Genomic DNA, 15183 nt, shown 5'->3' with positions numbered 1-15183 from the left:
TTTTCCTTTGCTTTAGCCTCTATGATGTTGACTACTCGTCATCGAAACTAAACTGCTGCTGACCCGAAGACGTTTGTTCCAAAGGCTGGTGAGAGCTGCCAGCATTCGAAGAACTATCGCCTTGCTGGGCATCGTCTTTGCTCGCAAATATCCCGTCTAATCGGTTGAGTACAGACGATGGAACATCAGTATAAAATACCCCTTCCCCGCGCTCGTTTTCTGGGTGCATACCGCGTAGATACAAGTAATACACACCACCAAAATGCATATCTGGGTCGTAGTTAGGCAGCGTATTCTTTAAATAGCGATGTAGCGCCAAGCAGTAAATTAAGTACTGAAGGTCGTAAAGGTGATGCTGGTTGTTATGAAACAGCGCTGTTGGCGTGTAGCTATCTAGAGTATCGCCAAGCCAGGTTGACTTGTAGTCTGCCACATAAAACTGACCGTCATGCTCAAAAATCAAGTCAATAAACCCGTGCATCATTCCCTGTAATTTTGCAGTAATAAGTTGTGGCGCTGTTTCCACTTCACCACCAATAACGTCAGCCACGTTTTTTCGATGAGTCGCGAGTACTTCACGAAGCTGAGTCCATTGCGTGTCGTTCATTGGAAAATAGAATTCGGCTTCGCGCAGGGTTTGCGCTAAGGGCAAATCACTCATACTTAGCTGCATATTGGGATACAGAGGCGTCTGTAGCGCTTCTTCTAACCATTCATAGAGTAGCGGCGTTCGCTTTTCATCTAACCCGAAGCGGTTAACCAGTTCCTTACCCGTTTCTTCCCAATCGGGCGCACTAAAGTCACTGTGCTCTAGAATATCGTGAAGTAAATTACCTGCGCTCGCACCTTTTTCGAGGGTAAAACGCAGATCATTTTTACTTATCGTACTTTCAATACCTGCCGAGGAATTGATGTCTGCATCAATTGAGCCCATCTCACCCACAAGAGTGTCGCTTGCATACACTTCTTCATCTCGAATGGTTTGAAGTACGGGCACACTAGGAAGGGTTTGACTCAATGGCTCTGTTGATGCGCCGCTCTCTGCTGCTGTGCCTGTTTCAACGCTTTGGTTAGCACCAACCGTGGTTAAACGGCTCATTGCTGAGAATGAATACAGTCGCCATTCTTCGCTTGCCGTGCCAGTAAATTGCAACGCGGTAAGCTGAGGTAACTCATCTTCTTGTTCAAAGCCAGTATACACTTCCTCAAACTCATCACCGTCGATATGGCAGGCATGGGACGCTTCTTCTTCAGCAACACGGTTTAACACACTTGACCAATCGTTGTTGCTGCCATCGCCACCTACACCAAGTGCTCGTGCTAATGCGCTTCTTTCATTGTTAGTCAGCGGTACAACGCCCATGTAACAGCGATGGGCAGCTCGTGTTACCGCCACATAGGCCAGTCGCATGTCTTCCGCTTCACTCTCACTTTGAACGCGAGCTATCGCCTGTGGCGTCTGCCCAAGCTGCATTTGCAAATCTTGTTTTTCTTCGTCGTAATAAGTAAATATTTGCGACGTAGTGTTGCCGTTTTTAGCGGCGTCTCTGTAGCCGGTGGCAAAAGGAACAAACACGATGGGGTACTCTAGCCCTTTCGAGCCGTGCTGAGTAATAAGTCGAATAAGTTGGCTGTCACTTTCAAGGCGCAAAGTAAGCTCTTCATCGCTTTCAGGCTTATGAATTTGCTTATTCAACCAGTCGAGTAGCTGCTCTGGGCGCTGGTGAGTAGTGCTAGCTTTTTCCAGCACTTCGGCTAGGTGTTGATAGTTAGTAAGGGCGCGTTCCACGCTGTCAGCATGAGGTTGATAGCTATCTTGCATTAAATACAGCAGCACACTCATGCACCCTTTTTGCAGCCACATATCGCGCAGCGACAATACCTTGTCGATAGCCGCATCCCACTGCGCGTCATCTTCATGGTACAACAGTTCAATAAGTGATTGGGCACTATAACCCCAAAGCGGTGACGCCAAGCTCGACGCCACTTTACTGGTGTCGTTAGCATGCCAAATACCGTTGAGTAACCGCAGTACATCTTTGGCTTCGGCACTGGCAAATAAGTTACTGCGATCGCTTAAATAAACACATGCCAAGCCTTTTTGCTGCAGTACACTTTTGATAGCGCCAGCTTCGGTCCTGTCTTTCACCAAGATAGCGATATCCTGAGGCTTCACCGGCGCAGTGCCACCATTGGCGGTTTGGAAGTGCGCTTCGTTCAATAAGCGGTAAATCTCCTGCGCAATCCATTGAGCCATTTTGCGGCGCATAATGTGGGCGTTTTCTTTGTCGTCCAAACACATGCTAACGTAGTTCATTGCGCTGCGTTTCGTTACAGCACTTTCCATTACACCGCTCTTCATTACAGCACTTTTCATTACATTGTCTTGTTCGGCAGGATCGATAAGTGGCGTTTTTGCCGCGGCCGCTTTAGGCGTAAATTCCACAGGGTTGTATTTGATGTCAAAGCCAAACACGTCGGTGGGTTTATTTGATGCCACAGGCGCACCATAAAATAACCGATTATAGGCCTTAACCATTCCCTCTACCGAGCGCCAGTTGGTATTCATCACCCAGCGGTAATCTGCCTGCCTACCCGCTTTTAAATAGGTAAAAATATCGCCACCGCGAAAGCGATAAATCGCCTGCTTGGGGTCACCTATCATTAATAACGCACTTTCGTTAGCATTCTCAAGATTAGGATAAACTGCGTCTAAAATCGCGTACTGCTTTGCATCGGTATCTTGAAATTCGTCGATAAGCGCTACGGGAAATTTTTTGCGAAGCTCAGGCACTAGGGTATTGTTCGGCTTCACCACTTCGTCGGCGAGCATGCGAATAAGATCGTCGAAGTCGATAACGCCAAGCTGTTTTTTCTGCTTTTCAACGCGGGATTTGATGAACGAAATAGCTTCAACCACCAGCTTGAATACAGGCACCTTACCAAACGCTTTGTCTTTCTCACTAAATGCTTTTTTAAGCGCCCCTGCAAAATCTTTTATAGGCGTTAAGATCTCTTTTACACCAGATGAATTTCGCGCATATCGGTTACCTTTAACAAAGGCTTCCGCTTCGGGCGGCGGAAGATAATAACTTTGTTCATCCACGCAAGAACGCAACCAAGCTTTAAGTGCAGTCAATTCCTGAGGCCGCTCTTTTTTATGGGCCGGTGTTTTGATGAGCTGTTCTACCAATAGCCCTTCATTATCCTCTACGCTTTGAAGTAGAGACTTCACATAGGCTAAAGACGTGTGCGGCGCTTCATCTAGCTGCTTTTTACACGCCGCCTCAATATCCTCTTCACTAAGCAATATTGGGGTCAGAGTACTTTTAATGCTGGCGTTAAACTCTCGCAGCAGTTTTTCAGGTGTATGCCAGCCAGACTCTGCCAGTAGCCTAAACTCGTCCTCACTTTTGCTAATTTTTCGAATGAAGTCTTCGGCAGCTTCAAGGTATAAGTCGCTGGTGTCATTGCCCAAATTAAGCGACATGGCAAAGCCGCTGTTAAATGCTAATTGGGTAATAACATGCTGACAAAAGCCGTGAATAGTAAACACCGAGGCTTCATCAAGCTCCAGCTGCGCCGCTTTTAAAAGTGCCAAACTCTCGTCAATATCACAGCTATTAAATAAATACTGATAAACTGGGTCACAGCCACTGTCTATTTCATTGCCGTTATCTTTGGCTTGCTGCCAAATAAGGAGGGCTTCTCTTAGTGTTGCCGCAATACGCCCCTTTATTTCTTCGGTCGCGGCTTTGGTGAAAGTCATCACCAATATTTCTTTGACGGTAAGCTTTTTTTCAAGCAATAGACGCAGATACAAGCGCGTAATATTAAAGGTTTTACCTGTACCAGCGCTGGCCTCAATAAGGTGGCGCCCTTTAAACGGCATAGCGACTACATCGAGTAATTGCGCTTCAGTGCCGCTGTGGTCGTCGGTTTGCGGCTGAGATTGTTCGTCTATAGGGTTATCAGAGGATGTAGGGTTGTAACTCATAGCTTCTCCTCCTGAGACGCATTGTTGACCATGGCGAGCAGCACAAAAGCACTTAAATGCGGTATATCATTCCAACTCACGCCCTGAGGAAACAACCAATTTAAGTAAGGGTTGCTTGCCATATCGGCGCTGAACTGCCCGCTACTTTGCTGCCAGTCGGTTAATGCTCGCTGTAACTCTATCGTGTTAAAAAGTGCAGCGGCTTGATCCACCGCCTGTTTCGCTTTTTCATGTTTTTCATTTGTCGTTTCGCTAGCTACAGCGTTGTCTTTATCAGTGAACGGGCACATCTCGTCAATTGCATGTTGTACTTGGCTAAGTATCGCTTTGTCGGTTTCACTAGTCCCGTCCGCACTCTCTAGTAACGCATGCAGAATGTCGGTAATCATCTCAGGCTTTATGCTTTCCACTACAGGCTTAGTGTCTGAATTTCTGGTTCCGGGCATAAAAGTACCGAACAAACTTAAATGAATAGGTGTCGGCGCCGTGTAAACTGCCATATAAAGCTGTTCAATAAACAAAAGTAAACGCACAGCAGTTTCCCGGTCGTAAGCGGGGAAGCGCTGCTTTTTCAAAATGGTTTCGCCCTTTTCCCAGGCACACGAATAGATATCCAGCGGATAGTTGCTGTAGCTGGTTTCTTCATCGCTACTTGAAAAAACTAATTGTGAGATGAAGAAACCCAAAGCGCGATGTGCGTCAATCTTGCCTGCACAAAGCTCGACTAGCGCGTCACTGCCTAATAAAGCCGATGAAGTAAAGGTGATGTATTTGCCTTGAAAGTGCGCTTTCTTAGGCTCCGCGTCGTGAGGGCCCATTGCCTGACTTAATGCCAATGCCCCTTCTTTCCACATGTCAACTTCATCTCTGGCAACGGGGTTATTGGGAATATCCCCTCTAAGCGACGCAAAAGTGATCACTTTTTCGCTATAGGAAAGAGAGGTGACATCATCTTTCTCTGGCGCAACGCGCTCTGCAGACGAAAAGATAGCGTCGAGCACTTGGTAGCGCAGCAGCGCATTGGTTTCAAACGGCTCGCTATTTTCAAGTAGCGTAAACGACTGGGACAGATTCACACCCAGCCGTTGTACGGAAAAATACTCCAGCGGATCTTTGAAAGCTCTCGCAATTTGAATACCTGATAAACGAAGCGATTGCGTTGATAGTGCGTCAGATGATGGCGCTAACGTTGCCGTATCCGCATCATTGGTAGAGTCATTATCTGCTTCATCGGTATTTAATTTCGTTTTTTGTAACGCGTCAGCTAACCGTAACCACCCTGTTTCGTAGCTCGGCAAGGTTCCCGTGAACCCCTCTTCACTGAACGGGTGTAGCGGCGCGTTAACGCTGTACTTTGATAAATCCAGCGCGTAGCTGTTTGCTAACATATCCATGAACTCAGCCAATACTAGACTGGGTTGCCGCTCACTGTTATTGGTAACGTCGTTCCCTTGGTAACTTAAATATAAGCTGTCTCTGGTGGAAATAATGGCTTCTAGGAATAAATACCTGTCTTCCAAACGCCGTGAGCGGTCACCAATTTGGCGGCCAGCACCTGCCATTAAATCGAGGCCAAGTGGGCTTGATTTTCTGGGGAATTCACTGTCGTTCAGGCCCAAAATGCACACTTTTTTAAACGGTATGCTTCGCATGGGCAGCATTGAACATACCGTAACCTGACCGGTCATAAAGTGGTTACCAGCATCTGGCGACGAGAATCGATTGAGTAGCAGGTCGCGAACCTGACGAAGGGTGAGTTCGTGTTCATAACCTGCCTCTTCGCACCGTGCAGCAAGATCGGCAGCAACTTTGGCAATAAGATCCCAACTTTGCTGCTGCTCTTTTATCGGCATAAAACACGTATCTCTAAGCGATATTAAGGCTTTAGACCACTGCGCGGCCGTCCTTGGGGCTGTTAATACTTGGGCAAACTCACCCAACAGCGCCACAACGTCAATAAGCTTGCCTAGCGTAAGCGCACTTTGTCCTTCAACGTCGGGAATAGTAAGTAAGTCACTAACAATGACTTCACTATCTGGTGCCAGCATGCCCATAAGTAACCGGCGAATTCCCCACCACCAGCTGTAAGTGTCGTCTAGATCAACGCCTTCTGAAACGGCCGTTTTATGGGCACTATTAAGACCCCAATGAATATGAGCTTGTTTTAGCCATACCACCATTTGCTCTATATCATCTTGGGATACTGAGAAACGCTTTTGCACTGAATCTAGCTGCAGATAATCCATAATGTCCGACACACCAAAACGGCTATCGGGCAGCTGTAACAGCGCCATAAATGCCGCAATCAACGGCTCTGCATCCATTGGACTTCTATCTGCAATGGTACAAGGAAGCCTAACCTGCCCACTGCCAGCCAAAGCCTTAGTACCTATTCTGTGAAATACAGCATCAACAAAGGGCGCGTAGTTTTCTATGGCGGGACACATCACAAGAATATCTGATGGGGTGCGGGTTTTGTCTTGAGATAACCAGTGTAACAAGTGGTCGTGTAATACCTGCACTTCGCGAAGTGCGGAATGGGTACACATGATAGTAACGCTATCGTCTTTTTCTCTTAAATCATGAGCAAGTGGCTTCGGTTGAGCGGCCTGCAAGATATCCTTGTGAATATACTCGAGTAGACCACGAGCATTGTCGCTGCCAGCGTTATCGTTTGTTTCTTCAAAATCCGGTGAATCAAACGCACTAATCTCAAAGGTATCCAGTTCAGTGAGTAAGTTGAATAGCTCTCTGCCCTGTTTACCTAAGTTGCCAAGCAGCGGGTTTGACTGATCTTCTTCCATCCATTTTTTAAGGCCTTCTAACCGCAATAATTTCGCCTGTTCGCTACTGCTTTTCGCTTCCCCCCAATAATTAACGCTAGGATTTAAATGAAATATATGAATATTAATGTGCTGCGCGAGGGCGTCAAAAAATGCGATAAGCTGTGGGGCCATAGTATTAATAGCAAACACTATCACACGATCAGGCAACTTGTTCGTTGGCTCGCTTGGTAAATGACCAGCTTCCAACGCCTCTAAGGTCATTTGATGCAAACGTGCAGGATGCAGCGGTTGCTCTTTGACCAATATGCGCCAAATTTCGCTTTGCCATATCTCCATGTCATCAAATACAGCGCGTTCGTTAGCTTCCCATTTAAACAACCAGTCCGGGCGGTACAACAAGTATTGCTCGTACACATCGGCCAGAGCGGTAGCTAGCTGAAGGCGCTGTAACCCCTGCTCTTGTTCACTTCCTGCATTTTGCCAATACCGGTTAACTTGCTCGAAGGCTTCTGCGCTCATCAGCGAGCCATCTTGGAGAATATTGTCGATTCGCCATGTCAGTACTTCACGACGATAGGGAGATTGCTTGGGTACTTTGTCCTGTCCAAGTACGGTACGTGCGGTATTCCACATAAAGCGTACTGGTAAAGGGTAATCAATATTCATTGCCACGCCGTGTTCTGTGGCAAGCTGCATGCTGACCCAGTGCTGCATTCCCGGGCTTTCAACCAAGATGGTTTCTGGCGTAAATACACCCATGGGCTGCTGACGTAAAAGCGTGGTGAGAAGAAAACTTAAGTGTTCTAATTTATTAGAGGGATATAGCGCAAGCAATCGAAAAATCCTTTGTAGAACGTGCTTTTAGATACTGTGCAAAGACTGTACAGGTATCGTCGACCTTATAATTTAGTGTATCGCATTGGGCTCAGTAGTTAAGTTATTTCTCCAAAATTTAGATAAGCAAATGTCTTATGATAATAAAACAAATACTGGGGGCATGGCGAAATCAATACCCGGAGAGTTCTAAGCAAAGTGATAGAGGGATCTGGCGCAGTAAATGAGTACAAAGAAGCGTGTGTGGGCGATTTTCAGACAAAAAAAACCCACACAGACCTCAGGACACGAAAAATCTGTATGGGTAAGGTTTACGGTCTACTCAGTAACAACGTGAATAAGCGTTGCCTGGCACTCATTCACGTTAGCGCTACTGAGCAGCACTGTTAACGATTTATGTTTTGCAGGTTGAATGCCAACTTTTTAAACCTTAAATATCAACAACTTAAATAAAAGTAGAAAACATGACCAATAAGTCATAGTTTTACCGTGGTGCAAGTGCACCACAAGCAAGCAGACATTAAAGAAAGCGCTTTACTCTCGCCGTCGTAAATTTAGCAGTTTCTCCCGAAGCGTCATTCAAGTACAATTTCGCCTTTACGAAACGCAACACAATTTCACGGTCAGGAGCAACAATGTTAACCGCGCAACAACTCGCCACTATGCTTTCTCTTCAGGATAAAATGAACGCCAAAGTAAACCCAGACTGGCTAAAAGCTGGTTACGGATACTTACGTGCAGCAATGGTAGAGTCAGTTGAAGCAATTGAACATCACGGCTGGAAATGGTGGAAAGCACAGCAAAAAGACTTGCCACAGCTTCAAATGGAATTGGTGGATATCTGGCACTTTGCACTAAGTGCCTGCATTATTGAATATAAAGGCGATATCGCTGAATCTGCAAAAAGTATTGCTTCTGAACTGGCAAGTGGCAACACCTTAGTGACTTTTGATGGCAAAGACTACGACGCGTCAAATCTGTCGCTTCTTGATAATTTAGAGCTCATGACGGGCCTTTGCGCCGCCAAACGCTTTAGCGTGCCACTATTCATGTTCATCGTAAGCCAGTGTGAAATGTCAGCTGACGAACTGTATCGTCAGTACGTAGGTAAAAATGTACTCAATTTTTTCCGCCAAGATAACGGCTATAAAGAAGGCACTTACGTAAAAGTGTGGGAAGGTCGTGAAGACAACGAGCACCTGGTAGAAGTAATGGATGCCCTAGATTTAACGAAGCCAGAGTTTAGCGACTTAGTGTATGAAGGGTTACGCTCTCGCTACCCTTCTTAAATCGACCATTGCGTTTCATTTGACGCGATGTAGCATCGCTGTAGTGCTTATAGCTCAACACAGTTTCAACGCTTATTGCGTCTCCTTCTGATAACAAAAAGCTCTGTCATAGACAGAGCTTTTTTAATTATTGCCAAAGCAAAAGACTCAACGACGATTTTACGCGTCAACCCAAACTAATTTGTCGCTATAGCTACCTTGGATAATATCAACAAAGCGGTCTTCTAAAACATGACGCTTTACTTTGAGCGTCGGAGTCAGCAAGTCGTTTTCGATGCTCCATTCGTTTTTCATAATGACAACGCGATCCATAACTTGATGGCTTTCCAGTTTTGCGTTGATAGCTTCGAATGTTTTCTTAAGGCTTGCTTCAATGCCCGCTTTGTCTTTTTTCTGCGCTTCTTCGCTAAGCACTAGCAAAGCCACAGGTTGAGGCAAATTAGTCCCCGTTACACACACTTGCTCAACAATAGGGTTTTCCATGAATTTTGCTTCAATCGGCGCTGGCGTAACATACTTACCCTTCGCGGTTTTAAAGATGTCTTTTAAACGACCAGTAATTTTAACGTAGCCATCAGCATCAATGACCCCTTTATCGCCAGTGCGCAGATAACCATCCTCAGTAAAGACTTCAGCCGTTTTTTGTGGTTCCAAGTAGTATTCCAGCATATTGCACGGCGACTTAACTTGAATCTCACCTTCTTCTGACGTGCGAATGTCTACGCCGTCGTATGGCTTGCCGATACAGCCGATTTTATCATGACGGAAAGGTACACTGCCGGTGCCATAAGCACTGTTCTCGGTCATTCCCCATCCCTCAGAAATGTAGATACCAATTTTCGCGAACCATTCAATGACTGCTGGTGCAAGTGGCGCTGAACCGCTTGCCCACAAACGTGCGTTATTAATGCCCAAGCCATCGCGAATTTTCTTCGCAACAATTTTGTTCAAAATTGGAATTTTAAGCAGCGTATCCAGTTTCTTCTGCGGCATTTTCGCTAACACGCCCATCTGAAACTTTGTCCATAAACGCGGTACCGAAATAAATAGCGTTGGCTGACAGTGACCTACATCCCGTTGGAAGGTAGTTAAATCTTCTACAAAGTGAATTTTGCCACCACTGTAGTAGCTTGAAAGCTCGACCAGTACACGCTCTGTAATATGCGCAAGTGGTAAGTAGCTCATTGTGCGATCGTTTTGGTTAATACCCAATTGATCGAGCGAGCGACGCGCTGCCCAACAAGCTGTATTGTAACTGTGCACCACCCCTTTAGGCTGACCAGTACTACCAGACGTATAAATGATTGTCATCAAATCATCCATATCAGGTACAGGCGAGTCTGTTATGGGCGCGATATCCATAAACGCTTTCCACTGTTGCTTAGTAGCAATGTTTGGATAAGGAAAGGCAACCGTTAAATATTCTGAAGGAATAGAGGCAACTTGTTCCGCAGTATTATCTAGTTTTCCAACGAACAATAGCTGTACGTCAGCATGTTTCAATACATACTGGACTGTGTCTGGACCGGCTGTTGAGAAAATAGGTACCGACACGTGACCTGCCATCATAATGCCCAGATCAGCGATAAACCACTCAGCACAGTTTTTTGAAAAGATACCTATACGGCTGCCTTGCGGGAAATCGAATTCACGTAAACGTGCTGCCACTTTTCTGGCTTGTTCGGCGACTTGCTTCCATGTGTAGTCGTGGTATTCACCGTTAATAGGCTGGGTGAGAAATACGTCGTCCCCACGGCTTTGTTCCCAGTGGTACAACATACTTAATGGCGATGTTATTACTTCCGTGGTGTTTGCGTTTGCTGTCATGTCTAGCGGCATAAGTCACTCATATGTTGTTATAATGTAGCTCATTTTTACAATGATTTCACAGACTTCTAATAAGCCCTATTTTTTATTGAAAAACAAGCTTTTTAAACAAGCGTTTACATTCTATGCGACGAATAACAAGGCTTTAGAGGCTAAATTTAGTTTTCTTATAGATTTGGCTTTTGAATCTTTATGGTCTTATCTGTTAGAAAAACGCGGTAAATATCGACGTTTTACCACGCTTTAAATAACAGCGGTACAACTTCCTCGGCGGTACAAGGCTTGGCGTAGAAATAGCCTTGGTGGAAATAACACGCTTTTCCAATCAATTCTTCTGCTTGCGCTTTTGTTTCAACGCCTTCCGCAACACAACTCATATTCAAGTTATTCGCTAACGTAATGGTTGTTGTTACCAGCGCTTCGTTTGCATTACCCGGCGCCATTTCGTTAACGAAGCTCTTGTCGATTTTTAATACCGACAACGGATAACGCTTTAAATAGCTTAAAGACGAGTAACCTGTACCAAAATCGTCAAGGGCTAATACAAAACCTTCTTTCACAAACCGATTAATCTGTCTTAACGCATTGTCACTGTCATCCATCAATACGCCTTCGGTAATCTCGAATCGAAACGCTTCTTTGGGTAGATTGAACTCATCAAGCAGGGTTAGCACACCGGTTAAGTCGAATTCAGTTTTGAAGTGAAGTGCAGATAAGTTAATAGAAACAAACCCCGTGAAGCCTTGGCTATACCAGGACGACAAGTCCTCTGCCGCTCTTCGCATTGCCTGTCGTGTAACTTCTATTATGTACTTCAATTCTTCAAGTACCGGTATGAACTGATCGGGGAAAAGAGGCTCGTTATCCAGTTTTCCTCGCAGCAGTAACTCAACCCCAATAGTGGTATTGGTTCTGGCATCTATAATTGGCTGATAGTGATTGAAGAAGCAGTCATCTGAATAGGCACGTTTTACTTTATTTTCAAGCTGTAAACGCGTTTTGGCACGTTCATTCATATCTGTCGTAAAGTAGGTAAAGCCGCTTAATGCGTCCTTCTTCGCCGTATACATGGCCACATCAGCCTGCTTGATAAGCTCAGCAGGCTCAGAGGCGTCTTCTGGATAAAACGCCACGCCAATACTGCAAGAAACACGAAGCACTTCCTCTGCTAACGATATAGGCGTTTCTACTGACTCAATGATTTGGGCCACGAATGAGCTCAAGTCGTCATTGGCATTAACTTCCTCAATAACAATAACGAATTCATCGCCACCTAATCGCGCAACGGTGCCCGACTCAGCCACAAGGTTTCGCATTCGGTTGGCTACAATGCGCAGCAGTTTGTCACCGTAGTCATGCCCAAGTGAGTCGTTAATACCTTTAAATCTATCCAAGTCAACAAACATCACCGCCACACGATGCTCATGATGACGGGCAAGCCCAATAGCATGCTCCAGTCTGTCTAGCAGCAATGTTCTGTTGACCAAGCCTGTTAAGCCATCGTAGGTCGCGATTTTCAGAAGTTTGCGCTCAGCATTTTTTTGTTCTGTGATGTCGGAAATAACAATCAGGTAATGCTCTGCAGTATTACTTTCGCCACTTACCGCTGTTATATCAATAAGCACGTCGTAGCGCTTGCCATCAGCACCATCGATCACGGCCTCGTCTTTCCAAAAATCCCCTCCCTGCATTTCCGGTAATTTGCCAGAAAGGTGTCTATTCAACGTTGGGTAACGCAAATAAAGTCGTGCCAACTGCTTGGGTAACGGCTCTTTACTATTAAAGCCGAACACGTGTTCAAAAGCTGGGTTCGCGGCAACTAAACGCTTTTCTTTATCAAAAATTAAAACCCAGTCTCGAGTTTGTCTAAAAGCGTCACTGAATAGCGTTACCTGCTGCTGAGCTTTTTGTAATCTAAACAGTTGGCGTTGACGGGAGAGTAAATATGCTACGAATAAACTCACGATGAGCGCTGCGTAAATAGTATATGCAAGCGGTGAACGCAGAGGCGCATGTGGCATATAAAGCGTAATTTCAGCCGGTAGCACGTTATAGTCGAAACTACCTGGCGTGGGGGCAACAGAAAAAACGTAGTCACCCGGTTCTATGTTGGTAAAGGTTATTTTTGCATCGTCAGTCACGCCTTCTGTCACGACGCGATCACCGTTCAACAGCTTGTAGTAGTACTTTACTTTTCCTATGCCTGACATCGCTAATGACGAAAAATGGATTGTTAACCCATAATCTTCATAATCGAGATCGAAATGATGTCCACTTAGGTTTTTAAGCGGCTGATTAAGCACCCTATTGTCTACGGCAACTTCCGTTATAGCAGTTTGCTTACTGAGCAAACTTCTTCCAACTTCCAAGCTTTCCAATTGCGATGCAGAGAAAACCACAGCGCCGCTCGTCGAACCGTAAGCCAATCGACCGTCCTTAAGCTTAAGCGAAGCCCCCTGGTTAAACTCAGAAACACTTAGCTCTCGTCCGTAGATAAAGTTCTTGATTTGGCCGGTAGACGGATCGTAATTGTGTAACCCTTTGTGCGAACTAAACCAGATATTGCCTGCTTCGTCTTTTTGCAGCCCGTAAACAATGTTTGATAATAAAATATTCGATTCATTTAGGTTGTACAACGGCTCAAACGTGTCTGCGTCTATACCAACCAACCCTACGCCACTGTATGCAAGCCACAGCACACCCATATCGTCGATAACCCACGACGATATAGAGCGATCTCGGCCACGCTGTAGCTCTGAGAATCGATAGACCAATTCATGCTGAAACGTCTCTGGGTCGATCAACCACAAACCACCTTCGGTAGCAAAAAATAATCGATCATTGTGGTAATGAGACTGCCCCAAAAAACCCAATGAAAAATTTATGTCAAAAACACGAGGGTCCAGCTCTAAAGAGGAAATTTCTTTTTCGTCCACGTCATACTTTACAAAACCTTCGTTGCCAATAAAGTACAAATCCCCTTTATCTGAAAGCATCATTCCCGTGCCATACGCATCAAATATGGTGTCATCGCCACCTTTTAATACCTCTGGCCGGTTAGCCTCCCCTGTTTCCATATCAAACAACCGTATTCCGTTGTACGTATTGAGAAACAATTCGCCACTTTGCGTTGGAACAATTTTGTCTACGGCTCCTTCACCGATAATCGCTCTTTCACTTTTTGAATACAGATACTTCTCAGACTTTTTTGTCGAGAAATCATAGTGATTAAGCCCATTTTCTGTACCTATCCAAATTTTATTAGGCTCAGTCTCGGCAAACGACCACACCACATGGCTAGTCAAAACGCTAGCCTCACCTGCTCGTTCATTCTGGATGGCAAAAATATCCGCACTTTTCACACCGAAATACAACGCGCCAGCATAGACTGAACTTAACCAGAGGTTGTCAGATTCATCTTTGGCAATGGCGATAATTTTTTTGTTTGAAATTTCGGTGAAACCGTTATGCGGCTCTAAGATGTGTTCGTATTCCCAACCACCTGCTTTTTTGCTCAGCTGATATAGCCCTTTATTAGTGCCCATCCAAAAAGCGTCGTCTTTGTACTGAACCAACGTCCACACGTTTCTGTCGGATACGACCTGTGTAAAGACATGTTCTTTTTCACCCTGAACCTGCTTGAGAAAGTCTTGTTTCTGAGCAACAAATACGCCCAAAACCGTTGAAATCCACACCCTATCCTTATCGTCTAAAAGTAGAAACTTTGCATTGGCGTTATCGAGGTTTTCGGGAATATCCCCCAGGTAATCAAGTCGACGTAAAGGCTGTTCTAAATTGTTGATATTTTTGACGTACACCCCCGATGTAGTGGCTACCAGTAAGGTGTCTTCAACGGTGATTGCCGCCCGGATGCTTTGGCTGTTACCCAACAGCGGCTCAGGGAGCTTTGCTATTCGCTCAAGGGTTTTAGTTTGCGTGTTAAATTTATGCACTTCTTCTGTCAGTGCAATGATAAGGTGCGTGTCATCTTGCCAATGAAAGGTTTCCGCATGTTGCACAAAACCTTCAAAGTCGTGGTAGTACGTTGGCTCTAATTGCACCACATCCTGAGTGGCTAAATCGAGATAATAAACTCCTCTGCCGTACACGCTAAACCACAACGCTTCAGTACCTTGAAGGGCAAGTCGATAAATGGATGAGTCTATAAGAGAATTGTCTGGACCTGCTACTCGTTTAGTTCTTACTCCATCCCAACGAACCAAACCACCTTCTGTGGCTATCCACACAAAGCCATCTTCGTTTATAACAATGTCGTTGACGATATCTTGCGGAAGGCCATTTTTGGTCGATAAAGACTGAAAGACGGGATTAGATAGTCGCGGTGAGGCCACCGCTTGTAGGCTTACAACTAAAACCAGCAGTAAAAGATAGTTGAAATATCTCATCAAAAATGGGTCGCACGTTTTAAATTTTTATTATAAACCCAATT

Annotated in this window: 5 protein-coding genes; 1 reads left to right on the top strand and 4 read right to left on the bottom strand. The window is 45.3% G+C overall.

The features are described 5' to 3' along the window. Positions 1-31: 31 nt before the first annotated feature. Positions 32-3997 carry an exodeoxyribonuclease V subunit beta gene (gene recB, locus AC0J2X_RS07095; protein ID WP_472995899.1) on the bottom strand — a complete coding sequence of 1322 codons (3966 nt, stop codon included), beginning with the start codon at positions 3995-3997 and terminating at the stop codon, positions 32-34. Further along, a complete protein-coding gene (gene recC / locus AC0J2X_RS07090) occupies positions 3994-7617 on the bottom strand; it encodes an exodeoxyribonuclease V subunit gamma (protein ID WP_472995898.1) in 3624 nt (1207 codons plus the stop codon). The genes recB and recC overlap by 4 nt, the downstream gene beginning before the upstream one ends. 635 nt (positions 7618-8252) lie before the next feature. Between recC and AC0J2X_RS07085 the strand changes: the two genes are divergently transcribed. Beyond that, complete coding sequence (locus AC0J2X_RS07085) at positions 8253-8906, top strand: dUTP diphosphatase (RefSeq protein WP_472995897.1); 654 nt, start codon at positions 8253-8255, stop codon at positions 8904-8906. 159 nt (positions 8907-9065) lie between these two features. Here the strand turns inward: AC0J2X_RS07085 and AC0J2X_RS07080 are convergent, their stop codons facing one another. Both AC0J2X_RS07080 and AC0J2X_RS07075 read right to left on the bottom strand, forming a co-directional pair. Next, complete coding sequence (locus tag AC0J2X_RS07080) at positions 9066-10745, bottom strand: AMP-binding protein (protein ID WP_472995896.1); 1680 nt, start codon at positions 10743-10745, stop codon at positions 9066-9068. 221 nt (positions 10746-10966) lie between these two features. Then, complete coding sequence (locus tag AC0J2X_RS07075) at positions 10967-15139, bottom strand: EAL domain-containing protein (protein ID WP_472995925.1); 4173 nt, start codon at positions 15137-15139, stop codon at positions 10967-10969. Positions 15140-15183 lie beyond the last annotated feature (44 nt).

It is taken from the genome of Alteromonas sp. R7 (assembly GCF_055755235.1).
Note: the sequence above shows the minus strand (reverse complement) of the source record. Positions and strands in the feature narration are given on the sequence as shown.